The following is a 23,745-nucleotide window of genomic DNA, read 5'->3' on the forward strand; positions in this document are numbered from 1 at the left end:
ATGCATTAGCCTTGTCTCATGAGCTTCGATCGTGAGCAGGTCCTGCGGGACGCGGCCGATCTGCTGTCGCGGCGCGCCACGGCCTCCATGGAGGAGATCGCCAAGGCCGCCGGCGTCAGCCGCGCCACGCTCCACCGGCACTTCCCCGGCAGGGACGCGCTGGTGCGGGCGCTCGGCGTGCTCGGCATCGAGCAGACCGAGGAGCGCCTGGACGCGGCGCGCATCGAGGAGGGCGACCCCGTCGAGGCCGTCCGCCGGCTCATCGACGAGGCCGTGCCCGTCTCCGGCTTCCTGGCCTTCCTCTACGGCGAGAACCAGATCTACGACTTCGCCGAGATCAACGACGGCTGGGCGCGCATCGACACCCGGGTCGCCGCGCTCTTCCGGCGCGGCCAGGAAACCGGCGCCTTCCGCTACGACCTGACCCCCGCCTGGCTCGTCGAGGCGCTGTACGCGCTCATCGCCGCCTCGGCCTGGTCCGTCCAGGACGGCCGCATGGCCCGCCTCGACTCCGCCCGCATGGTCACGGACCTGCTGCTCGGCGGCATGCTGCGCGCCCCCCGGGGCGGGTCATGACCACCGCCGCACCCGTCACGACCCCCCGCCACGACGACCGCGGCCACCCCGCCCGCTGGCTCGCCCTCGGCGTCCTCACCCTCGCGCTGCTGCTCATCGCCGTCGACGCCACCGTGCTCGGCCTCGCCGTGCCCTTCCTCAGCGCGGACCTGCGGCCCACCTCCACCCAGCTGCTGTGGATCGGCGACGTCTACTCCTTCGTCATCGCGGGCCTGCTCGTCTCCATGGGCGGTCTCGGCGACCGCGTCGGCCGCAAGCGGCTGCTGCTCACCGGCACCGCCGCCTTCGGCGCGCTCTCCGTGCTCGCCGCGTACGCCACGAGCCCCGGCATGCTCATCACCGCCCGCGCCCTCATGGGCGTCGCGGGCGCCACCCTCATGCCCTCCACACTCGCGCTGATCCGCACCCTCTCACCCGATCCGCGCGAGCGGAGCTTCGCCATCGGCGTCTGGGGCGCCGTCTCGACCGCGGGCGCGGCCCTCGGCCCGGTCGCCGGAGGGATACTCCTCGAGCACTTCTGGTGGGGCTCGGTCTTCCTCATCAACCTGCCCGTCATGGCACTGCTGCTGGTCGTCGGCGCCCGGCTGCTGCCCGAGTCCCGCGACCCCGAGCCCGGCCCCTGGGACCCGTTGAGCGTCCTGCTCTCGCTGTTCGGCATGTTCGGCGTCGTCTACGCCGTCAAGCAGCTCGCCGTGCACGGCCCCGGCGCCGGCGCGGCCGGTGCGGGCCTCCTCGGCGCGGCCTGCCTGCACACCTTCGTCCGCAGGCAGCTCGCCCTGCCCAAGCCACTGCTGGACATGCGGCTCTTCCGGCACCGGGGCTTCTCCGGCGCCGTGCTGGCGGACCTGCTCACCGTGCTCGGGCTCGCCGGGAGCGTCTTCTTCCTCTCCCAGTTCCTCCAGCTCGTCCAGGGCCGCTCCCCGCTCCAGGCCGGCCTGTGCGAACTCCCCGCGACCCTCGGCGCCGCCGCCACCGGACTCGCCGCCGGCGCCGTCGCGCGCCGCTGGTCGGTCCGCGTCGCCGTCGCGGGCGGGCTCGGCGCCACCGGACTCGCCCTGCTCGCGCTGCTGGCCCTGCGCCCGGACACGGGCTATCTCTTCCTCGGCGCCGCCCTGCTGGTCGTCGGGGCCGGAGCCGGGCTGTCGTTCACCGTCACCGCCGACGTCATCCTCTCCAGCGTCCCCCCTCGGCAGGCCGGTGCCGCCTCCGGCGTCTCCGAGACCGCGTACGAACTCGGCGCCGCCCTCGGCATCGCCCTGCTGGGCTCCGTCGTCACCGGGATCTCCGGCGGCCCCGCCTCGGCCGACCCCGCCGCCTTCACGGACGGCCTGCGCGCCGCGTCCGGCGCCGGCGGCGCCGTCCTCCTGCTGGCCGCCACCGCCGCCTGGCGCCTGCTGCGCGGCGGGCGTCTCGCGGAGGGCCGGGTCTCCGCGGTGGGCCACTGAGGACTGCGGCCGCAAGGCGAAGTGCCGTGCCGCACCCGGGCGTTCGGCGGCTCCGGGTGGGACGCGCCGCCGCCGGCCTCGTCTCCGTCCCCGCACCGGGTCAGGCGGCGCCGGGGTCGTCGAGGGAGAAGACCGTGAGCCACTGCGAGCCGGCCGGCCGGTAACCCAGGTCCATCAGCGCCGTCGTCACCGCGCGCATGTGTGCCGCGCCGTACAGGATCCCGGCCGTGAACGGCTCGGTACGGCCGGCCCGGGCGTGGTGCAGATGCCTCAGCGCGTCGATCAGCAGGCGGTCGCGCTGGTGCAGTACCAGGTCGTCCGTCCAGAGCTCCGTCTCCTCGTCGTCATCCGGCAGGTCCTCGAGCTGCATGTGCCGGGCGAGGAAGCGGCGCGTGCCGAGCAGCCGCATGCCCGCGACGTAGGCGGGGACGAGCGCGGCCAGCGCCGCCCGTTCCCTGAGCGGCAGCCGCCGCCACCGGCCGTCGAACTCCGCACCGCTCATGTCCGGGCACATCACCGGCACGCCCAGCGTGGCGAAGTCGATGTCCTGGACGACGAGCCCCAGCCGCTGGTGGCCCGCGAGGCTGCGGTACGACCGGGTGAGCGCCCGCGTCGCCGTACTGCCCCGGACGCCCTCGGCGATCACCAGGTCGCAGGAGGCGCGCAGACGGGCCGTCACCTCCTCGTAGAAGGCCGGCTCCGCCAGATGGATCATCGGGTACAGCTCGAAGGCCAGCGCCGTCCCGCGGCTGCGGAAGCGGACGACCGCCGACCGCACCCCCGCCAGCTCCGTCACCTCTATGTACTGCACAGGTCCCCCCGCCCCGGTGGATCCGTCACCGGAAGGGACGCGCCGTACGGGTCCGCGGGTTGCGGCGGCCGCCGGCCGCCGGCCGCCGACTCCGCCCGCACGGGGCCGGATCGCACTCCGTATGCTGCCGGTACCCGCCGCGGGGGAGGGAGCGCCATGAGCACGGACGCACAGCCCGGTCAGGACACCGACGTCCTGGCTGTCCTGAGGGAGTACACCCTCGACTGCCGCTACGAGGAGACCGAGGCCCTCATCGGCGCGGAGCTCGCCCGCGCGGAGGGCGATCCCGAGCGGACGGCCCGACTGCACGTCGCACGCGGCCGGTTGCGGTTGCGGCAGTACGAACACCGGGCCGCCCTGGAGGAGTTCGCCGCAGCCCTGCGCCACGACCCGGAATGCGGCCCCGCCGCGGGGTGGCGCGTGGCGGCCCTCGACCGCATGGGCCGCCTCGACGAGGCCCTGGCCGAGGGAACGGCGGCCGCGGCGCGGCACCCGCGGTCCGCGGACGTCCACACGGCGCTGGGCTGGCTGCACCACGGCTCGTGCCGCTGGGACGAGGCGCTGGCGGCCTTCGAACAGGCCACCTCCGTCGGACCGCGCCACGCGGAGGGCTGGATCGGGGCCGCGTGGACCCGCGTCGAACTCGGTGACACCGCCGCCGCGCTGAGGGGCCTGGAGGACGCCGAGCACGCGCTCGCCGACCCCGTCGAGGTCCGCTGCGCGGCCGTACGCATCGCGGCGAGCCGGGGCGGCGGCGAACCGGCCCACGCCAAACTGCTCTCCGCCCGCTCCCTGGACCGGGACGACGTCGCCGTGCTGACCGCCGAGGTCCGGTACGAGAGCCGCCGCGGGGACGGCCGGGCCGCGCTGGAGGCGGCCGAGCGCCTCGCCGCGCGCTACGGGCGGCGCCCCGAGGCGCACGTCGAACACGCCCGCTGCCTCATCGACCTCGGACGTACGGACGAGGCGGTCGCGGCCTGCGACCGGGCGCTCGCGCTGGAACCGCACTGCGATCTCGCCTGGGAGTGCAAGGCCGAGGCGCAACGACGCGGCGGCGACCCGGCGGAGGCACTCGCCACGGGACGGCGGGCCGCCCGGGAGTGCCCGTACGCGCCCGGTGTCAGGCTGGAACTCGCCGCCGCCGAACTGGCCTGCGGAGCACTCGACCGCGCCCTGGCCCGTACCGAGGAGGCCCTGGCGCTGGACCCGTGCTCGGACTGGGCGCTCGGCGTCCGGGCCGACCTGCTGAGACGCGGCGGCGACGTCGACGGGGCGACCGAGGCCGTCCGGCACGCGGCCGCGCTGCGGCCCGCCGATCCGGAGGCACTGCTGCGCCTGTCCGGGGCCCTGGGCGCGGCCGGCCGGTACGACGAGGCACTCGCCGCCGTGACGCGCGCCAGGGAACTCGCACCCGCTGACACCTATCTGATGGAGCGTTCGCTGGCCCTGCTGCGCGGCGCCCGCCGCTGGGACGACACGGCGGAGATGATCGCCTCGCTGCGCGAGGCGGACCGCACCGGACGTCTGGAGGGCCTGCTCCTGGAGGAGCAGGCCTGCCTGTCCTTCGCGCGGCAGAGGTACGCGCGGGCGGTCGAGGAGTGCGAGGCCGCACTCCGCGCGGAACCGGAACGCGGCTTCGCGGCCCGCCTGCGCGTGCGGTCCCTGTACGGCCTGGGCCGTCTCGCCGACGCCGAGGCCGCCGCCCGGCAGGGCGCCGAGACCGCCGCCGACGACCCCGAGGCCCATGCCCTCCTGGCGACGGTCCTGTTCGCCGCGGAGCGCACCGAGGAGGCGCTGGCGGCCGTGGACCGCGCCCTGCGCCTCGACGCCCGCTCGGCGGACGCACACGTCGCCAGGCTCGACGGTCTGCGTGCGGCGGAGCGGTGGAGCGAGGCCGAGGCCGCCCTGGAGGAGGCCGTGCACCGGGGCGTACCCGCCGACGTCGTGGCCGCCCAGCGGGCCAGGACGGCCCTGGGGCGGGACGACCACGACAGGGCCCGCGCCGCGGCCGAGGAGTGCCTGCGCCTGCGCCCGGACGACCTGGAGGCGCTGGAACTGCTCGCCACGGCGCACCTCGGCCGCGGGGACCTGCCGGCGGCCGAGTCGGCCGCCCGCCGGGCCGCCGCCGCATCGCCGCGCTCGGCCGCGGGCCCCTGTCTGCTCGCCGCGTGCTTCGGCGAGCAGGAGCGCCGGACCGAGGAGTGTGAGGCGTACGAGGAGGCGCTGCGGCGCGAACCGGACCACCGCGACGCGCTGCTCGGCAGGCTCGCCGTCCTGCGCAGGCTCGGACGCTGGGACGAGGCCGAGCGGGCCGCCGAGGACGCCGCGGGTCTCCGGTCCGACGACCCCGAGGTGCTGACCGCCGTCGGCTGGCTGTACTCCGCGATGGAACGCCCCGGCGATGGCCTGCCGTTCGCCCGGCGCGCCGCGGAACTCACCGACGACGCCTCCGGCGCCGTGGACCTGCTCGGCTGGCTCCTGCGGCGCTCACGGCAATGGGACGAGGCCGAACAGGTGCTGCGGCGCGGCGCCGAGCGCCGTCCCACGGCGCCGGACGCCCACATGGACCTGGCCTACTGCCTCTGGGACCAGGACAAGGACACGGAGTGCCTGGAGAGCGTCGACCGCGCCCTCACCCTGCGTCCGGACCGGGTCCGCACCCTGACCTTCAAGGTGGAGGTGCTGTGCTCGCTGCGGCGGTGGAACGAGGCGGAGGCGGTCGCCCGCCGGGCGCGCGGCGGCCACCCCGGGATCGCCGCCGCGCACGTCGCGACCGCGCAGGTGCTCGCCGACACCTACCGCCGGGAGGAGGCGCTGCCGCATCTGCGGCGGGCCCTGCAACTCGACCCGGAGCACGAGTGGGCGTGCCGGCTGCTGATCGACACCCTCGCCGGACTGGGCCGCTGCGAGGAGGCTGAGCAGGCCGCGGAGGCGCTGCTCGGCAGGGTCCCGGACGCGGTGTCGGTGCGCTGCCGCCTCGCCGCCGTGCTCCGCGAGCGGCACCGGTACGACGAGGCCCTGGCCCAGTGCGAACGCGCCGTGGCCGACGCCCCGTACAGCGTGACCGCCCACGACCAGCTGGTCACCACGCTGCGCGAATGCGGCAGCCTGGACGAGGCCGAGCGCCGCGTCGAGGAGTTCACCCGCGTCCGCCCGCACCTGACATCGCTCCGCTTCCAGCTGGCCGCGGTGCACGCGGAGCGCGGCGACCACATCCCGGCCGCGCAGGTCCTGGAGGAACTGCTGGAATCCGCGCCCGGACCCCTCGGACGCGCGGAGGCCCGTGCCGCGACCGGCTGGGTCGCGCTGATGGACCAGCGCCCGCTGGACGCGGCGGACGCCTTCGCGGAGGTCCTGCGGGGCCGGCCGCACGACCACGACTTCCGGCTCGGCCGCGCCTGGTCGCTGGTGCGCCTCGCGGACCTCGGCCCCGGCGGCCCGCAGTCGGACGGACGTCTCGCGGAGGCGGCCGCCCACTGCCGGGCCGTCGGCCGCGAGGACCCGCGCAACGCAGCCGCCCACACCTGCCTCGGGCTGATCGCGCACCGGCGCGGGGAGCCCGCCGCCGCCGAGCGGCACTTCGCCCGCGCCGTGGAACTGGACCCGTACGGCCGCTCCCACACCGAACTGGGCGCGCTCTATGTGCAGCTCGGCCGCTACACGGAGGCCGAGGCCGTGCTGCGCCGGGCCGTCGAGCTGGACTGGTACGACGTACAGGCCCACGTCGAACTGGGCAGCCTCGCGCTGCACCGGGCCCGGGAGGGCGGGGGCGACGTCATGACGGCGGAGGCGGCCGGCGAGTTCCGCCGGGCGGTCGCCGTGGACCCGGACAGCGGCAGCGCGGCCCTCGGGCTCGCGGTGGCGCTGGCGGAGGGCGCGGGGGACCTCGGCGCCGCCGAGGAGGAACTGCGCCGCGTGCTGGGCCGGCGCGGGATGCGGGACCAGCCGGAGTGGCAGTTGCGGCTCGCGCTCGCGCGCCTGCTGGTGCAGGCCGGCGACGCCGAGCAGAACGCCGACCGCCACCGCGACGCGGGCCAGGAGGCGCGGGCCGCGATCCGGCTGGCCGAGCGCGAGGCCGAACCGCACTTCGTGGCAGGGGTGGTGGAGCAGCGGCTGGGCACGCAGACCGTCGACGTCCGGCTGAAACTGCTCCACCGGCGACGCGCCCAGCGCTTCCTCACCCGCTGCCGCCGCCTCGACCCGGCGCACCAGGACGCGGAGCGGGCGCTGCGGCTGCTGGAGGAGGACGCACGCGCCGCCCGCGGGAGCCGACTGAGCAGCGCGGTCCTGGTGCTGGTGGCCACCGCCGTGCTCGGCGCGGCCTGGGTGGACTTCCTGTGGAAGCACCATGTCACCGCCGTGATGCTCACGACGCTCACCCCGGTGCTGGCCGGGCTCATCGCGGTGGGGTTCCTGCTGCCGGTGCTGATCCGCCTCAAACTGCCCGGGGGGATGGAGGCCGACCTGTCGGCGAGCATCGGCCAGATCTCCCGCGGCCCGCGCGGCGAGGTCGCGCTCACCCCGGCGCGGACGCCCGCGGGCAACGGGCCGGTCGGCCGGATGCCGCGCCTGTGAGGGTGAGACGCCGCGGGGGAGGGGCTACGCCGCCGTCGCGTGGTCCGTGGCCTTGGACGCCTTCGCCTTGGTGGCGTAGATGTCGACGTACTCCTGGCCGGACAGCCGCATCACATGGCTCATCACCTCGTCGGTGACGGCGCGCAGCACATAGCGGTCGCGGTCCATGCCCTCGTAGCGGGAGAACTCCAGCGGCTTGCCGAAGCGGACGGTGAAGCGGTGCACCCGCGGGACGCCGGCGCCGCCCGGCTGGATCCGGTCGGTGTCGACCATCGCGAACGGGACGACCGGTGCGCCGGTCATCAGCGCCAGCCGCGACACGCCGGTGCGGCCGCGGTACAGGCGGCCGTCGGGGGAGCGGGTGCCCTCGGGGTAGATGCCGAAGACCCGGCCCTCGTCGAGGATGCGACGACCGGTCATGAGGGCGGCGACGCCGCCGTGCCCGCCGTCGCGGTCCACCGGGATCATGCCGACGGAGGTGAAGAAGGCCGCCATCAGCCGGCCCTTGACCCCGGGGGTGGTGACGTACTCGTCCTTGCCGATGAAGAAGACCTGACGCTTCACGACCAGTGACAGGAACATCGAGTCGATGAAGGTGACGTGGTTGCCGGCGAGGATCACGGGGCCGTCGCCCGGGATGTGCTCCGCGCCCTCGACCCGGGGGCGGAACAGGACGCGCATCAGTACTCCGAGCAGTGCCTTGAGGATGATGCGGAACAACGGGTCCTCCGGTCGTGGTCGGCGGGAGTCCGGCCGGACTCCCGCGGGGTTCGCCCACCAGTGTGCGCCTCTCCCGCCGAGGACGATACTTCCGCCACGGCGCGACACGCACACCGGGTTCACACGACCGGTACGCATTGTTGACGTGCGTTTCCGCCACGTTCCGTCGATCGCAGCTCGAAGGAAACTCGGGCCCGCCTACGATGCGCGCGTCGCTTGGCAGGAGCCGGACGGACGTTCGGCCGACACGAGGGAGCGCACATGACGCACGAGCAGCAGGGCGGCCGGGAGCAGGGCAGGGGGCCCGGGCGCCGGGCACTGATCGGGGCCGCCGCGCTCGGCGCCGGCGTCACCGTGCTCGGCGGCGCGGGCACCGCCGCGGCCGCCGAGCGGGGCTCCTCGCACGGCTCCGTGCCCGTCCACCCCCTGCCCGTCCCGACCGTCGTCGGCCACCGCGGCGCGAGCGGCTACCGTCCCGAGCACACCCTGGGCTCCTACCAGCTCGCCCTGGACCTCGGCGCCGACGTCATAGAGCAGGACGTCGTCCCCACCAAGGACGGGCACCTCGTCTGCCGCCACGAGCCGGAGATCGGCGGCACCACGGACGTCGCCGACCACCCCGAGTTCGCCAACCGCCGGACCACCAAGACCCTCGACGGGGTCGCCACCACCGGCTGGTTCACCGAGGACTTCACCCTCGCCGAGCTGAAGACCCTGCGCGCGGTCGAGCGGCTGCCCGCCCAGCGGCAGCACAACACCGTCTACAACGGCCACTGGGAGGTGCCCACCTTCGAGGAGGTGCTGCGCTGGGCCGACGAGCAGGGCCGCCGCCGCGGCAAGGCGGTGTGGCTGCACGTCGAGACCAAGCACCCCACCTACTTCCGCGGCATCGGCCTCGGCCTGGAGGAGCGGCTCGCCAAGCTGCTGCGCCGCTACGGCCGCGACAAGCGCGACTCGCCCCTGTTCCTGCAGTCCTTCGAGCCCGGCAGCATCCAGCGGCTCGGCGCTCTCGGCCTGCGCAACCCCAAGGTCGTCCTGCTGGACGCGGCGACCACCCGCCCGTACGACTTCGTCGCCGCCGGTGACCCGCGCACCGTCGCCGACCTGGTCACCCCGGCCGGGCTGAAGTGGATCGCCGGTTTCGCGCAGGGCATCGGCCCCACCCTGAACCTGATCATCCCGCGCGACGCGGCCGGCAAGCTCGGCACGCCCACCACGCTGGTGCGCGACGCCCACAAGGCCGGGCTGATCCTGCACCCGTACACGATGCGCAACGAGAACAGCTTCCTGCCCGCCGACTTCCGGGTCGGCACGGACCCCAACGCCTACGGCGACGCCTTCGGCGCCTTCAAGGTCTACTTCGAGCAGGGCATCGACGGCATCTTCTCGGACAACTGCGACACCGCGCTCCTGGCCCGCGCGGACTTCGTCGGCCGGAAGTGATCGTCAACACGAGGTGATCCCCTCCCGCGCACGGGTGGTTCCCCCGCCAAGGGGCAACCACCCGGCGCGCCGGGGATGTCCCGGCGGGCATGACCCCGCGCGTGCGACACCAAGAGCTGACCGCCATCCGCCCGCTGCTCGCGGCCGAGGCGGCCGCCGAGTCCGTCCCCGCCTGCGTCGAGGCGGCGGACCTCGAACAGTCCGTGTGGCTGCGGTTGCTGGAGCTTCCCGAACCGCCCCCCGACCCCGCCCGCTGGCTGCGCCGGGCGGTGCGGGCCGAGGTGCGCCTCGCCGTGCGCCGGGCCCGCCGGGAGACGCCGTACGGCCCGGGCCGCCATCCCGCCGCCGAGGCCCTGCCGAGCACCGAACAGCAGGTGCTCGCCGCCGAGCAGCGCCGCACCCTGCTGACCGCCGCGCGCCGGCTGCCCGGGCGCTGCCCGGAGCTGGTATCCGCCCTGATCTCCCGTTCCGATCCCTCTTACCGTGAAATCTCCCGGGAGTTGGGAATCTCACAGGGCAGCCTCGGACCGATGCGTTCCCGGTGCCTGAGTTGCCTGCGTACGATCCTCGCAACCGGGGTTGCATCACCCGTACGACGGGGTAATGCACCGTAAACAGTCGGCGTACGGACGCTTGTGCACGGGCCGCGCCGCCTTCCGGAAACGATTCAGGGCAACGTCCCGCGCCGCACCCTCACCCCCCGCGGCCCGGGCGGACTCGAAGGAGAGGCCAGCGCACATGGGCATGAGCGTGACCATCTCTGCGGCTACCGGCGACGACGCCGAGAAGATCCTCAAATTGCAGTACCTCTGCTACCAGGACGAAGCCGCACTGTACGGGGACTACGGCATAGAACCGCTGACCCAGACCCTCGAGGCGCTGCGCGCCGAACTCGCGGGCGGGATCGTGGTGGTGGCCCGGCTGGGCGAGGAGGTGGTGGGTTCGGTCCGCGGCTCCGTGGACGAGGACGGCACCGCGCGGCTCGCCAAGCTGATCGTCCACCCCCGCATGCAGCGGCACGGACTCGGCGGCCGGCTGCTGCGGGCCATCGAGGAGCGCCTCGCCGCGGAGAGCGAGGCCAAGCGCTACCGGCTCTTCACCGGGCACCGCAGCGAGGTCAACCTGCAGCTGTACCGCAAGCTGGGCTACGCGCAGATCGGCAACGTCGAGCCGGTCACGCGCCACCTGAGCCTGGTGCACATGGAGAAGCCGGCCGCCCGGCCCGAGACGTACGCCGCGAGCGCCTGAGCCCGCGTCAGGATCCGGAGTCCTGCTGTGGCCGCGCCGGCCGGCGCAGCCACAGCAGGCCGGTCACCGGCACGACGACGGGCAGGAACAGATAGCCCATGCCGTAGTCGGACCACACGGTCTGGTCGGGGAACGCCCCGGAGTCGACCAGCGTCAGCGTGCCCACCGTCAGCACGCCGGCCAGTTCCAGCGCGCAGCTGACCAGCGCCACCTTCCGCGCGCCCTCCCCGCCCCGCCACAGGGCCACCGTGATCACCGCGTAGACGATGCCCGCCAGCAGGGAGAGCAGGTACGCCAGCGGCGCCTGGTCGAACTGCATGCTGATCTGCACGATCGCGCGGGAGAGCGCGGCGACGGTGAAGACGCCGTAGAGCGAGAGCAGCAGCCGGCCCGGCCCGCGGCCGATCCCGGGCCCGGCGGCGTTCGGCGCGGCGGCGTCCTTCGCGGTCTCAGGCACTGACGCCTCCCCAGATGTCGTGGAGCCGCACCTCCAGCACGGCCAGGATCACCCCGCCCGCGGCCACGATCGCCGAGCCCCAGCGGGTGCGCTCGGTCAGCGACATGAAGCCCGCCGCCGGGACGGTGCAGGCCGCGCCGATCAGGTACGCCACGAAGATCGTCGTACCGTCCACCGGCTTCTCGCCGCCGGTGAGCTTGACCACACCTGTCACCAGCTGGACGAGCGCCAGCACCGCCACCAGGGCCATGCCGATGAAGTGCCAGTCCTTGGTGGGCTGGTCGCGGAAAGCCGCGAAACCGCACCAGGACGCCAGGAGCAGCGCCGTGGCCGAGACCGCGATCGTGAGCGCGTCGAGCATGGCGCGACTCTATTACGGCCGGGAATCGCCGGTTCCCGGCCCCCCGGCCTGTCCACATTCCGGACTCGAAGACCGGATATTGGAACGCCGAGCGGGGGTCTGCTTTACTGGGGCACATGACCACGACGAACCGCCGCTGCCGCGCGACCGAGGCGATGACGCCCGGTGTTCGTCGTATGTGTCGAATGTGCGCACGCTGAGGGCCCACGCCATCTGAGTCTCGCGCCCCGAAGCGAGACCCACCCCTCCTGCAACGGATCGCACACCCCATGCACACGGAACCGCAGCAGACCTTCCGCCGCTGCCGGCTGGCGCACGACCCCCAGCCGCCCGGCACCTACTGCTGACCTTCCCCCGCGCTCCCCGAGGGGCGCAGCCATGCCCTGCCCGCGGTCCATACACCCCGTGTGCGGCTTTCGTCCGCCGCGCACTCGACAGTGACGGAAACCCAGTGATCACCACAACGGGCCTGACCAAGGTCTACCGATCCCGCGACCGGGAGACGGTGGCCCTCGACGGCGTCGACCTGCACGTCCGCGAGGGTGAGGTGTACGGCGTCGTCGGACGCAGCGGCGCGGGCAAGAGCACGCTCATCCGCTGCGTGAACCTGCTGGAACGACCCACCTCCGGCACCGTCGAGGTGGCCGGCCGCGACCTGACCGCGCTCGCCGGACGCTCCGACCGCGCGGGCTCCGCCCTGCGGACCGCCCGCACCGGCATCGGCATGGTCTTCCAGCACTTCAACCTGCTGTCCTCGCGCACCGTCCGGGACAACGTCGAACTGCCCCTGGAGATCCTCGGCGTCTCCGGACGCGAGCGCCGCCGCAAGGCCCTCGAACTGCTCGACCTGGTCGGCCTGGCCGACAAGGCCCGCGCCTACCCGGCGCAGCTGTCCGGCGGCCAGAAGCAGCGGGTCGGCATCGCCCGCTCCCTGGCCGGCGACCCCAAGGTGCTGCTCTCCGACGAGGCCACCTCGGCACTCGACCCCGAGACCACGCGCTCGATCCTGCAACTGCTGCGCGACCTCAACCAGCAGCTCGGCCTGACCATCCTGCTCATCACCCACGAGATGGACGTGGTCAAGGCCATCTGCGACTCCGCCGCTCTGATGAAGGGAGGCCGCATCGTGGAATCCGGCAAGGTCACCGACCTGCTCGCCACGCCCGGCTCCGAACTCGCCCACGAACTCTTCCCGGTCGGCGGCGAGCCGTCCGGCGAGGGCCGCACCGTGGTCGACCTGACCTTCCACGGCGAGGCCGCCACCGAGCCCGTCATCTCCCAGCTCTCCCGCACCTACAACATCGACATCTCCGTGCTCGGCGCCGCGCTGGAGACCATCGGCGGCCGCCAGGTCGGCCGGATGCGCATCGAGCTGCCCGGCGCCTTCGAGGACAACGTGGTGCCGATCGGCTTCCTCCGCGAAAAGGGCCTGCAGGTCGACGTCGCCCCGGTCGGCGCCGACGAGCCGGTCAAGGAGGGCGCGAAGTGAGCTGGTCGCAGATGCAGCCGCTGCTGTCGCAGGCCTGTTGGGAAACCCTGATCATGGTCGGCTGGTCCACCCTGATCGCGGTCGCCGGAGGACTCCCGCTGGGCGTCCTGCTGGTACTGACCGACCGCGGCGGACTGCTGCGCAACGCCACGGTCAACAAGGCCGTCGGCGTGGTCGTGAACCTCGGCCGCTCACTTCCCTTCCTCATTCTGATGATCTCGGTGCTGCCCTTCACCCGCTGGGTGATCGGCACCACCATCGGCGCCGAGGCCATGGTCGTACCGCTGTCCGTCGGCGCCATCCCGTTCCTCGCGCGGCTGGTCGAGACCGCCGTCCGCGAGGTCGACGGCGGACTCGTCGAGGCCGTCCAGGCCATGGGCGGCAGCACCTGGACCGTCGTCCGCAAGGCCCTGCTGCCCGAGTCGCTGCCCTCCCTGATCGCCGGACTCACCACCACGGTGATCGCGCTCATCGGCTACTCCGCCATGGCCGGCACCATTGGCGGCGGCGGCCTCGGCGACCTCGCCATCCGCTACGGCTACCAGCGTTTCGAGACCTCGCTGATGCTCGTCACGATCGGCGTCCTGATCGTCATCGTGACCGTCGTCCAGCTCGCCGGCGACCTCGCCGCCCGCAGCGCCTCGCACCGCGGCCGCACCTCCACCACGCCCCGGCTGCGCCTGCTGCGCCCGGCCGCGGCCACCGAAGCCTCCTGACACCGCAAGGCAACACCGTTCCAGAAAGGCACTTTTCGTGCGTACCAGCATCAAGATCACGACCGCCGTCCTCGCCGCCGCCGGCCTCACCCTCGGCCTGACCGCCTGCGGCGGGGACTCCGGCACCAAGAAGGACAGCGCGAGCGACCCGCTCGTCGTCGCCGCGAGCCCCGTCCCGCACGCGGAGATCCTGAACTTCGTCAAGGACAACCTGGCGGCCAAGGCCGGGCTCAAGCTCGAGGTGAAGGAGTTCAGCGACTACGTGACGCCGAACACCGCCACCGAGGACGGCTCCGTCGACGCCAACTACTTCCAGAACCAGCCCTACCTGGACGACTTCAACAAGAAGAAGGGCACCCACATCGTGCCCGTCGTCACGGTGCACCTGGAGCCGCTGGGCCTGTACTCCGACAAGCTGAAGTCGGCCGACGCGATCAAGAACGGTGCGACGATAGCCGTCGCCAACGACGCGGTGAACGAGGCCCGCGGCCTCAAGCTGCTCGCCGCCAACGGCCTGATCACCCTCAAGGACGGCGTCGGCAACGAGGCCACCCCCGCCGACATCACCGGCAACCCCAAGAACCTGAAGTTCAAGGAGCTCGAGGCCGCCCAGCTGCCGCGCTCCCTGCAGGACGTCGACGCGGCCGTCATCAACGGCAACTACGCCATCTCCGCGGGGCTCAAGCCCGCCGACGACGCCCTGGTGCTGGAGTCCGCCGACGACAACCCCTACGGCAACTTCCTCGCCGTCAAGGAGGGCAACGAGAAGGACCCGCGCGTGCTGAAGCTGAAGAAGCTGCTCACCACGCCCGAGGTGAAGAAGTTCATCGAGGACACGTACGCCGGTTCCGTCATCCCCTCCTTCTGACCCACGGGCCCCGGCGGGGGCCGGGCAGCGCGCTCACCGCGCCCCGTCCCCCGCCTCACCCGGCCAGTCCAGCCGCAGCCGCTCCGCGCGCGGCAGCCGCGCCACCACCAGGTCGTACGAGTCCTCCACCAGCTCCCGCACCATCGCGTCGGGCAGCGAACCGTCCAGCGTCACCGTGTTCCAGTGGCGCTTGTTCAGGTGCCACCCCGGCACGATCGCCGGGTGCTCCGCCCGCAGCCGCACCGCGAGGTCGGGTTCGCACTTCAGGCTCACCTTCAGCGGCTCGCCCCCCAGCGCGCTGATGGCGAAGATTTTCCCGCCGACTTTGAAGACGGTCACCTCCCGGTCACGCGGGAAGGGGTTCTCCGCCACAGCGCCGTTGAAACCGAGGCAGAGGTCCCCGAGCCGGTCCGCGTCCATGCGCCCATTCAACAGGGCCCCACCGACAGCGGGGGGTGACCGCTCAGCGGCGCCGCACCCAGTACACGTCCGTGGTGTACGGCATCTCCACCGCGGCGTTGCCGCGCGTGGCGTCGTGCCCGGCCAGCACCGCCTCCACCTCGGCCCGCACCCGCTCCTGCTCCGCGGGGTCCATCACCGCGATGTGGCTCGAGGACGTCATCCGCTCCACCACGTCGGAGACCGTCGTCGAGTGCAGGTTCGGCCAGTGCCGCTCGTGCACCCGCGACCAGCCGGCGCGGTCGGTGAAGGCCTTGCGCCAGCGGTCGTCCAGCGGGCTCGGCAGGTCACGCGGCGCCAGGCGGAAGACGATGTCCTGGTAGTCCCGCACCCACGGGACCGAGGTGTCGTAGGTGTTCCACACCAGCGCCAGCGAACCGCCCGGCCGCAGCAGCCGCTCGACCTCCGCCAGGGCCTCCTCCTCCTGGAACCAGTGCCAGGACTGCGCCGCCACCACCGCGTCCGCGCACCCGTCCGGCAGGCCGGTGGCCTCGGCCGTCCCGGCCGTCACCCGAACCCCCGGCAGCAGCTCCGCGAGCCGCTCCCGCATCTCCGTCACCGGCTCGACCGCGATCACCTCCGCGCCCGTCAGGGCCAGCAGGCGGGTGAACTTGCCGGTGCCGGCGCCCAGGTCGACCACCGTGCGGCCGGCCTCCAGGGGCAGCGCGTCCGCCAACTCGGCCAGGGCCGCCATGGGGTACGAGGGCCGCGACCGCTCGTACACACCCGCGGCCCGCTGATATCCGACTCCTGCTGCGTGGTGCACCGTCACGCGGGCAGACGGTAGCAGGACCCTGTGACCACGGGCGTAGCGGACCTGCGGAAAAGCCGGGGAACAGCACACCAACTGCTCCCGTCGCGCGGATGGTTGGACGTACCCTGGAGCGACGGCCGCGCAGGCCCCGCGGCGACCCGGTCCTGCGGGTGAACCGGTGGATGCTGCATGCTGTGCACTTCACACATGCCCTGGCTACGGAGCGTCGAATGACCAGCTTCCCGGAGATCTCCATCAGTACGGAGCGGCTGGTGCTGCGTCCGTACGAGGAGTCCGACATCCCCGCCATGGTGGAGATGATGAACGACGAGTCCGTGATCGCCTGGACCTCCGTGCCGTATCCCTACACCGAGGCGGACGCCCGCTCCTTCGTCGCCGATTTCGCCCCCGCCGAGCGCGCGGAGGGCCGCGGCATCGTGCTCGCCGTCACCGAGTTCCTCACCCAGCGGCTGGTCGGCACCGTCCACCTGCAGCGCACCGACTGGCGCATCCGCAGCAGCGAGGCCGGCTACATGATCGCCCCCTGGGCACGCGGCGAGGGCTACGCCGCCGAGGCCGTGCAGGCCACCGCCCAGTGGCTCTTCGACGACCAGAAGTTCGAGCGCCTGGAACTGCGCACCGCCGCCGACAACGCCGCCTCGCAACAGGTCGCGCAGAAGATCGGCTGCATCAGCGAGGGCGTGCTGCGAGGCGCGGGCCTGGTCCGCATCCGGCCCGAAGGCGAGACCGACGGCCGCTGGGAGGAGATCCGCACCGATCTCATCGTGTGGAGCCTGCTCCCGGAGGACCTCGACGGCCTCGCGGAGGAGTCCGCCGACGGCTCCGACTACGCGGCGTACGCCGACTGGCAGTGAGCACCCCCTAGCGCAAGATCCTGGCCGGGGTACTGTGCACACCCCGGGATCACCTCACCCGGGCACCACACCGCGACGCGCCCAGGAGGCAGGACGACGATGGCCGACCGTGTCACGGTGATCGGGTGGGACGGCTCACCACCCGGCGAGGCGGCGCGTTCCGCGCTGTCGGCCGCCACGCTGGTGGCCGGGACCCGGCACCACCTGGCACTGCCCTTCGTGCCGGAGGACGCCGAGCGGATCGTTCTGGGCAGCATCGACCTGGCCGCCCGCCGCATCGCGCGGCACCGCGGCACCGCGGTGGTCCTCGCCGACGGCGACCCCGGATTCTTCGGAGTCGTCCGCGCCCTGCGCACCCCCGAGTACGGACTGGAGGTCGAGGTCGTCCCCGGCGTCACCTCGGTCGCCCAGGCCTTCGCGCGGGCCGGCATGCCCTGGGACGACGCCCGGGTGGTCGTCGCGCACACCCGCACCCTGCGGCGGGCCGTCAACGTCTGCCGTGCCCACCCCAAGGTCGCCGTGCTGACCGCGCCAGGCGCCGGTCCGGCCGAACTCGCCCTGCTGCTCGGCGACGAGCACCGCACCTTCGTGATCTGCGAGGCCCTCGGCACCGAGCACGAGCAGGTCACCGTCCTCACCTCCGACAAGGTGGCCGACCACACCTGGCGCGACCCCAACGTCGTCCTCGTCGTCGGCGCCGCCCCGGCCGCCGCCCCCGCGCCGGTGCCCGTCCCGGTCCCCGCGCAGTCCGGCTGGCTGGCGGGCGGCGACCCCGCCACGGCCGACCGCGTCCGGGGCTGGGCGCTGCCCTCCGAGCGGTACGTCCCCGGGGACGGCCCGGCGCACCTGCGCGCGCTGCAACTGGCCCGGCTCGGGCCGCGGGCGGGCGACCTGCTCTGGGACATCGGCGCCGGCGGCGGCGCCGTCGCCGTGGAGGCGGCGCGCTTCGGCGCGGCCGTCATCGCGGTGGAGGCCGACGCCGCGGCGTGCGAGCGCGTCGAGGACACCGCACGGGACTTCGGGGTGCAGGTGCGGGTCGTCCACGGCCGGGCCCCGCACGTGCTGGAGGACCTTCCGGAACCGGACATCGTGCGCATCGGGGGCGGCGGGCCGGAGGTCGTGGCCGCCTGCGCCGCGCGCCGGCCGGAGCGAATCGCCGCGAGCGCCGCGAACCGGGACGAGGCCGAAGCCGTCAGCCGCGCCCTCGACGAGGGCGGATACACCGTGGAATGCGCGTTGTTGCAGGCAGTCGAGCTGGATGACGAGTGGTCCGAGCGGGAGCGCACGGTGGTCTTCGCGCTCCTCGGACACCGCAGGTGAGCGGGTGGGTTGCGCCCGCATTGGCACCGGTTTGAGGTGAACCCCCCTGAGCACGCGCGGACACACGCACGGTAGGCTGACGGACCGCTGTGCCGTTGTCGCGCATTGACGTCGCGTGAGGGCTGATCAGTAATGGTCAGTACCGGTCAATCGCCGTCGTCGTGCCGGTTGCCGCCCACGCTCGTTCTCTCTGTGGGCAGTGTGCTCGGCGCAGCGATGGAAGGAGCGAAACCGATGGGCGAGGGGCACGCATGACTGACACCGGCCAGGTCCCGGGTGAGGGACTGCCGGAGAACGCAGGCGAAGAAGCGGTTCTGCAGCCGCACGCCGACCTTCCCGGCAGTGGCGCGCACCAGCAGTCCGTCCCCTCGTGGGACGTCGATCCGCTCACCGCGCCGGTTCCTCCCGAGTACCACTACCTCGACCAGCCGTCCGGCCCCGCGCCGGTCGACGAGGAAGAGGAGATGCTGCTGATGCCGGGTCTGCAGGGGTCCTGGGCCGACCCGCAGCCCGTGCCGCCGCAGCCGGTCCCGGTCGCGGTACCCGTCCCGGCGCCCGCTCCCGTGGCCCCGTCCGTGCAGGTCCCGGCGCAGGCCGCCGCCCCCACGCCCGTGCCGGTCGAGCACACCCCGCTCGGGGTGCCCGTGGCGCCCCATGGCATCGAGCACGACGCCCACGAGAGCGGCGGCCGCGACTCCGTCTCCCTCGACTACTCGGCGGTCCGCACCGAGGGGCCGCTCGTACCGGGTACCCCGGTCCCGGAGCAGCCGCCGGCGGAGCAGGCCGCGCCGTTCGTGGTGGAGCAGCCGGTGCCCGTGGCGGCCGAAACCGTCGCGCAGCCGGCGCCCGCCGAGGACGCGCTCCAGGTCCAGGCCCCGGAGGCCGAGCCGGCTCCGCAGCCCCAGGTGCCCGCGCAGGTGCAGGAGGCCGCCCCGGCCGCCCCCGTACCGCCGCGGCGCCCCCTCCACATGGGCCCGCCGATCCCGGACCCGTCCAACGGTGGTGGCATCGTGCGCTCCCTGGCCGACCGCGGCCCGGCCACCCCGCCGCCCGCACCGGCGCCCGCGCCGCAGCCGGTTCCGGCGCCCATGCGCCACGCGGGGCCGCCCACCACGGGGCCGGAGTACCTGGACATCCCGCGCGACGAGGCCCCGGCGGCGCCCGAGGCGGCGGCGCCCGAGGTCGTCGTGCCGGAGCCCGAGCCGGTCGCAGTCGTGCCGGAGCCCGAGCCGGTCGCCGTCGTGCCCGCGACGCCCGAGCCGGTGGCCGCGCCCGTGCCGCCGCTGGAAACCCCGGACGAGCCGCTGCCGTTCGGCATGGAGCCGGCCACCGAGGTGCCCGTGGCGCCGGTCGTCCCGGCGGCGCCCGAGCCGGTGGTGGTGCCGGAACCGGTCGTGGTGCCCGAGCCCGAGCCGGTCGCAGTCGTGCCGGAGCCCGTGCCCGCGCCCGTGCCTGTGGTGGAGCCGGAGCCCCTGCCCGTGCCCGCGCCCGTGCCTGTTGTGGAGCCGGAGCCGGAGGCGGCCGTCGTCGAGCCCGCACCCGCCGTCGTCGTGCAGGAGGAGACCCCGGTCGCCCCCGCCGTCGAGCCGCAGCCCGAGGCCGTGCCCGCGGCCGAGGCGGAGCCGGCACCCGACGAGCCCGGGGCGCCCGAGGTGCCGGTGGCCGACGAGGAGGACCCGGAGCTGCTGCTGCCCCCCGCCGAGGGCTACGACCCGGCCGTACGGGACGCCGTCCACCGCGTCATCCGTGAGCGACGGGACATCCGCAACGGCTTCCGCAAGGACCCGATCCCGCACGAGGTGCTGATCCGCGTGCTGGAGGCGGCGCACACCGCGCCGAGCGTCGGCCACTCCCAGCCGTGGGACTTCGTCGTCATCCGCTCGGCCAAGACCCGCGAGCGCATGCACGAACTCGCCATGCAGCAGCGCGAGGCCTACGCCAAGTCCCTCCCCAAGGGCCGCGCCAAGCAGTTCCGCGAGCTGAAGATCGAGGCGATCGTCGACACCCCGGTCAACATCGTCGTCACCGCGGATCCCACCCGCGGCGGCCGCCACACGCTGGGCCGCTACACGCAGCCGCAGATGGCCCCGTACTCGTCGGCGCTCGCCGTGGAGAACCTCTGGCTCGCCGCCCGCGCCGAGGGCCTCGGCGTCGGCTGGGTCAGCTTCTTCGACGAGCGCGAGATGGTCCGCGAACTCGGCCTGCCCGAGCACCTCGAGGTCGTCGCCTACCTCTGCGTCGGCTACGTCGACGAGTTCCCCGAGGACCCCGAACTGGTGCAGTCGGGCTGGTCCAAGCGACGCCCGCTGTCCTGGGTCGTCCACGAGGAGGAGTACGGCAACCGGGCCCTGCCCGGCGAGGAGCCGCACAACCTCCTGGAGGAGACGCTGCGCGGCATCCGCCCGCTGGACGCGAAGGCGCTCGGCGAGGCCTGGGAGCGGCAGAAGCGGATGACCAAGCCGGCCGGCGCGCTCGGCATGCTGGAGATCATCTCCGCACAGCTCAGCGGGCTGTCCCGGCAGTGCCCGCCGCCGATCCCCGAGCCCGCGGCCGTCGCGATCTTCGCCGGGGACCACGGCGTGCACGCCCAGGGCGTCACCGCCTGGCCCCAAGAGGTCACCGGCCAGATGGTCGCCAACTTCCTCGGCGGCGGGGCGGTGTGCAACGCCTTCGCCAACCAGGTGGGCGCCGAGGTCTGCGTGGTCGACGTCGGCGTCGCCTCCGACCTGCCCAGCACGCCGGGCCTGCTGCCCCGCAAGGTCCGTCCCGGCACCGCCGACATGACGGCCGGGCCCGCCATGTCGCGCGAGGAGGCACTGCGCGCGATCGAGGTCGGCATCGAGACCGCCCGCGACCTCGTCGCCGCGGGCAACAAGGCGCTGCTCACCGGGGAGATGGGGGTCGCCAACACCACCGTCTCCGCCGCCCTGATCTCCGTCTACACCGGGGTCGACCCGGCGGAGGTCACCGGGCGCGGTACCGGCATCAACGACGAGATGCACGCCCGCAAGATCGACGTCGTACGGCGCGCCCTCGAACTCCACCGGCCCGACCCGTCCGACCCGATCGAGGTCCTCGCGGCGATCGGCGGCCTCGAACACGCGGCCATGGTGGGCCTGCTGCTCGGCGCGGCCTCCCTGCGGACCCCGGTCATCCTCGACGGCGTCAGCGCCGGCGCGGCGGCCCTGGTGGCCCGCGCCATCGCTCCGGAGGTCCTCGCGGCCTGCATCGCGGGCCACCGCAGCGCGGAGCCCGGCCACCGGGCGGCGCTGACGAAGCTGGGCCTGCGGCCGCTGGTCGAGCTGGACCTGCGGCTCGGCGAGGGCACGGGTGCGTTGCTGGCGCTGCCGCTGGTGCAGAGCGCTGCGCGCGCGATGCATGAGGTGGCGACGTTCGACTCTGCGGGGGTCACGGAGAAGTCCTGACGCGGTCGGTCTGTGTTGCGGCGCGTTGTTGTGTGCGGGTTGTTTGCGCCTGCGGCGGGCTGTCCCCCGCCCGGCCTCCCCCAGCCTTCGGCCGGGGGCGCCCCCAACTCCCCCGCCCCATCCGTATCCGTGGGCGGCTGACGGCCGGAGGGTGGTAGGGGCGGTCGGGGGCTGCCGCACGCGCGTCCTAGCAAACGCCCAAACCATCCCGCTCCTTGCCGGCGAAGGTGAGCAGGCGCCGGTTCCGCCGCTCGCCGAAGGACAAAGGTGCGCCCCCACCCCTCGTGCTCGCCGTGACGCAGGCAACCCCTGCGGGGGAGGTGCCCCTTGCCACCGGTGCGCGCACCCTTGCTCGGCCTGTGGCCGGGGGGACCTCCCCCGCAGGGGGCAGCTTCCGGCGGTGTGGGGAGGGGTGGCCCCCATCACCCCCCACCGGCGTTGGTCGCCCAACGAAACGGAGGGGGCGGGGGAGGTGGGGGCACCCCCGGCCGAAGGCTGGGGGAGGGGGGGCGTTCTGGACGCTGACGTGTATGTGTTGTGCGGCACGGACGGCACCGAGCGCAGGTGCCCGCCATGCACATAAATATGCGGTACAGAATGCCCAGCCCCGGAGGCCCCGCCCCGGCCCACCACGAACCGCGCGAGGCCCGCACCAACCACCCCGGATGGGGGTCCCCCCGGCCGAAGGCTGGGGGAGGGAGGGCGGGCGGGGGAACCGCCCGCCGCAGGCGCAAACAACCCGCACACGAGCAACCGGCCCCACCGAACCGCAAGCGCACCGCAGGTGTGATCTTGGGCGCTGCGGCGCAGCCGCCCCGCACCGTAGGGTTGGGGCGGGGCAGGGTCGCCCCGCACCCCCACCGCCGCGCCGCGCCGCAGACGCAGACGCCGCGAGGCACACCCTAGGAGCCGCACCGCCATGACTGCCGCCGAGGACCGCAACGACCCACCCGCCTACCCCGTCGGACTGCGCCTCGCCGGCCGGCGCGTCGTCGTCCTCGGCGGTGGCCAGGTCGCCCAGCGCCGGCTGCCCCCGCTGGTCGCAGCCGGCGCCGACGTCGTGCTGGTCTCCCCGTCCGCGACACCGTCCGTGGACGCGATGGCCGCCGCGGGCGAGATCCGCTGGGAGCGCCGCCGTTACCGGCCCGGCGACCTCGCCGACGCCTGGTACGCGCTGATCGCCACCACCGACCCCGAGGCGAACGCCGCGGCCTCCGCGGAGGCGGAGGAGCACCGGGTGTGGTGCGTCCGCAGCGACGACGCCGAGGCGGCGACCGCGTGGACCCCGGCGACCGGCCGTACGGAGGGCGTGACCGTCGCCGTCCTGACCGGGCGGGACCCGCGGCGTTCCGCGGCGGTGCGGGACGCGATCGTGGAGGGCCTGCGGGACGGCTCGCTCGCGGCGCCGCAGTACCGGGGGAGGACCCCGGGCGTGGCGCTGGTCGGCGGCGGTCCGGGCGACCCGGACCTGATCACGGTGCGGGGCCGCCGGCTGCTCGCGGAGGCGGACGTCGTGATCGCCGACCGCCTCGGCCCGCGCGACCTGCTGGACGAACTGCCCCCGCATGTCGAGGTGATCGACGCCGCGAAGATCCCGTACGGCCGGGCGATGGCGCAGGAGGCGATCAACGCGGCGCTGATCGAGCACGCGAAGGCGGGCAAGGCGGTCGTGCGGCTCAAGGGCGGGGACCCGTATGTGTTCGGGCGCGGCATGGAGGAGGCGGAGGCGCTCGCGGAGGCGGGCATCGCGTGCACCGTGGTGCCCGGGATCTCCAGCTCGATCAGCGTCCCGGCCGCCGCCGGGATCCCGGTCACACACCGGGGCGTGGCGCACGAGTTCACCGTGGTCAGCGGCCATGTGGCCCCGGAGGACCCGCGGACGCTGGTGGACTGGGCAGCGCTCGCCCGGCTGCGCGGCACCCTGGTGCTGCTGATGGCCGTCGAGCGGATCGGCCCGATCGCGGCGGCCCTCGTGGCGCACGGCCGGGGCGCGGACACCCCCGTCGCCGTGATCCAGGAGGGTACGACGGCGGCACAGCGCCGGGTCGACGCGACGCTCGCGACGGTGGCGGAGCGGGTGGCCGCGGAGGGCGTCCGGCCGCCCGCGGTGATCGTCATCGGCGAGGTCGTCGCCGTCGGCGAGCGGGTAACCAGCGGTAACCAGTGACATCGGTGCCGTTGGCACCGCACTTCGGACAAGGCA

19 protein-coding genes are annotated in these 23,745 nt (G+C 74.1%); 13 read left to right on the forward strand and 6 right to left on the reverse strand.

What is annotated here, in order from left to right; all coding sequences use genetic code 11:
• Positions 1–18: 18 nt before the first annotated feature.
• Entirely contained in the window at positions 19–576 is a 558-nt protein-coding gene (locus tag PV342_RS05715; RefSeq protein WP_400800648.1) for a TetR/AcrR family transcriptional regulator, read from the forward strand.
• Positions 573–2,021, forward strand: coding sequence for an MFS transporter (locus tag PV342_RS05720; protein WP_500316025.1), 1,449 nt, complete (start codon positions 573–575; stop codon positions 2,019–2,021). The genes PV342_RS05715 and PV342_RS05720 overlap by 4 nt, the downstream gene beginning before the upstream one ends.
• A gap of 100 nt (positions 2,022–2,121) precedes the next feature.
• Here PV342_RS05720 and PV342_RS05725 read toward each other — a convergent pair whose 3' ends face one another.
• The gene (locus PV342_RS05725) at positions 2,122–2,832 is read right to left on the reverse strand and encodes a hypothetical protein (protein WP_500316027.1); all 711 of its coding nucleotides are present in this window, start codon (positions 2,830–2,832) and stop codon (positions 2,122–2,124) included.
• A gap of 156 nt (positions 2,833–2,988) precedes the next feature.
• Here PV342_RS05725 and PV342_RS05730 point away from each other — a divergent pair, with 156 nt between their 5' ends.
• Positions 2,989–7,407: a tetratricopeptide repeat protein gene (locus tag PV342_RS05730; RefSeq protein WP_500316028.1), complete on the forward strand. Its 4,419-nt coding sequence runs from the start codon at positions 2,989–2,991 to the stop codon at positions 7,405–7,407.
• Between the two features lie 24 nt (positions 7,408–7,431).
• On the opposite strand, the gene PV342_RS05735 is transcribed toward PV342_RS05730, so the two are convergent.
• On the reverse strand, positions 7,432–8,088 hold the full coding sequence (locus PV342_RS05735; RefSeq protein ID WP_086020787.1) for a lysophospholipid acyltransferase family protein: 657 nt from the start codon (positions 8,086–8,088) through the stop codon (positions 7,432–7,434).
• 300 nt (positions 8,089–8,388) lie between these two features.
• Here PV342_RS05735 and PV342_RS05740 point away from each other — a divergent pair, with 300 nt between their 5' ends.
• The 3 genes from PV342_RS05740 to PV342_RS05750 all read left to right on the forward strand — a co-directional run bounded on the left by PV342_RS05740 (position 8,389) and on the right by PV342_RS05750 (position 10,818).
• Positions 8,389–9,570, forward strand: coding sequence for a glycerophosphodiester phosphodiesterase (locus PV342_RS05740; protein WP_386990310.1), 1,182 nt, complete (start codon positions 8,389–8,391; stop codon positions 9,568–9,570).
• Positions 9,571–9,659: 89 nt separating this feature from the next.
• Positions 9,660–10,184: a sigma-70 RNA polymerase sigma factor region 4 domain-containing protein gene (locus PV342_RS05745; RefSeq protein WP_500316030.1), complete on the forward strand. Its 525-nt coding sequence runs from the start codon at positions 9,660–9,662 to the stop codon at positions 10,182–10,184.
• Positions 10,185–10,308: 124 nt separating this feature from the next.
• A complete protein-coding gene (locus PV342_RS05750; protein WP_018564269.1) occupies positions 10,309–10,818 on the forward strand; it encodes a GNAT family N-acetyltransferase in 510 nt (169 codons plus the stop codon).
• Between the two features lie 7 nt (positions 10,819–10,825).
• Here PV342_RS05750 and PV342_RS05755 read toward each other — a convergent pair whose 3' ends face one another.
• Together PV342_RS05755 and PV342_RS05760 are read right to left on the reverse strand one after the other, a co-directional pair.
• Positions 10,826–11,275, reverse strand: a complete 450-nt coding sequence (locus PV342_RS05755) for a hypothetical protein (protein WP_329188882.1) — start codon at positions 11,273–11,275, stop codon at positions 10,826–10,828.
• Positions 11,268–11,636: a hypothetical protein gene (locus tag PV342_RS05760; protein ID WP_018564267.1), complete on the reverse strand. Its 369-nt coding sequence runs from the start codon at positions 11,634–11,636 to the stop codon at positions 11,268–11,270. The genes PV342_RS05755 and PV342_RS05760 overlap by 8 nt, the downstream gene beginning before the upstream one ends.
• A 451-nt stretch (positions 11,637–12,087) precedes the next feature.
• Here PV342_RS05760 and PV342_RS05765 point away from each other — a divergent pair, with 451 nt between their 5' ends.
• The 3 genes from PV342_RS05765 to PV342_RS05775 are packed head-to-tail and all read left to right on the forward strand — an operon-like array spanning position 12,088 to position 14,709.
• A complete protein-coding gene (locus tag PV342_RS05765) occupies positions 12,088–13,125 on the forward strand; it encodes a methionine ABC transporter ATP-binding protein (RefSeq protein ID WP_329188883.1) in 1,038 nt (345 codons plus the stop codon).
• Complete coding sequence (locus tag PV342_RS05770; RefSeq protein ID WP_400800633.1) at positions 13,122–13,841, forward strand: methionine ABC transporter permease; 720 nt, start codon at positions 13,122–13,124, stop codon at positions 13,839–13,841. The genes PV342_RS05765 and PV342_RS05770 overlap by 4 nt, the downstream gene beginning before the upstream one ends.
• Before the next feature lie 37 nt (positions 13,842–13,878).
• A complete protein-coding gene (locus tag PV342_RS05775; RefSeq protein ID WP_386990313.1) occupies positions 13,879–14,709 on the forward strand; it encodes a MetQ/NlpA family ABC transporter substrate-binding protein in 831 nt (276 codons plus the stop codon).
• A gap of 33 nt (positions 14,710–14,742) precedes the next feature.
• Here PV342_RS05775 and PV342_RS05780 read toward each other — a convergent pair whose 3' ends face one another.
• Together PV342_RS05780 and PV342_RS05785 are read right to left on the reverse strand one after the other, a co-directional pair.
• On the reverse strand, positions 14,743–15,129 hold the full coding sequence (locus PV342_RS05780; RefSeq protein ID WP_018564263.1) for an MmcQ/YjbR family DNA-binding protein: 387 nt from the start codon (positions 15,127–15,129) through the stop codon (positions 14,743–14,745).
• A 43-nt stretch (positions 15,130–15,172) separates the two neighbouring features.
• Complete coding sequence (locus PV342_RS05785) at positions 15,173–15,940, reverse strand: class I SAM-dependent methyltransferase (RefSeq protein ID WP_400800628.1); 768 nt, start codon at positions 15,938–15,940, stop codon at positions 15,173–15,175.
• 212 nt (positions 15,941–16,152) lie between these two features.
• On the opposite strand from PV342_RS05785, the gene PV342_RS05790 reads away from it, so the two are divergent.
• From PV342_RS05790 to cobA, 4 genes are all read left to right on the forward strand, one after another.
• A complete protein-coding gene (locus tag PV342_RS05790) occupies positions 16,153–16,797 on the forward strand; it encodes a GNAT family N-acetyltransferase (RefSeq protein WP_361012953.1) in 645 nt (214 codons plus the stop codon).
• Positions 16,798–16,896: 99 nt separating this feature from the next.
• Positions 16,897–18,117, forward strand: coding sequence for a precorrin-6y C5,15-methyltransferase (decarboxylating) subunit CbiE (gene cbiE, locus PV342_RS05795; protein WP_018564260.1), 1,221 nt, complete (start codon positions 16,897–16,899; stop codon positions 18,115–18,117).
• A 251-nt stretch (positions 18,118–18,368) separates the two neighbouring features.
• Positions 18,369–21,542 (forward strand): nicotinate-nucleotide--dimethylbenzimidazole phosphoribosyltransferase, encoded by a 3,174-nt coding sequence (gene cobT, locus PV342_RS05800; RefSeq protein WP_500316035.1) that lies wholly within the window; start codon positions 18,369–18,371, stop codon positions 21,540–21,542.
• 919 nt (positions 21,543–22,461) lie between these two features.
• Entirely contained in the window at positions 22,462–23,709 is a 1,248-nt protein-coding gene (gene cobA, locus PV342_RS05805; RefSeq protein WP_400800621.1) for a uroporphyrinogen-III C-methyltransferase, read from the forward strand.
• Positions 23,710–23,745 lie beyond the last annotated feature (36 nt).

The organism is Streptomyces sp. PA03-3a, from assembly GCF_033792735.1.
Lineage (GTDB): Bacteria > Actinomycetota > Actinomycetes > Streptomycetales > Streptomycetaceae > Actinacidiphila.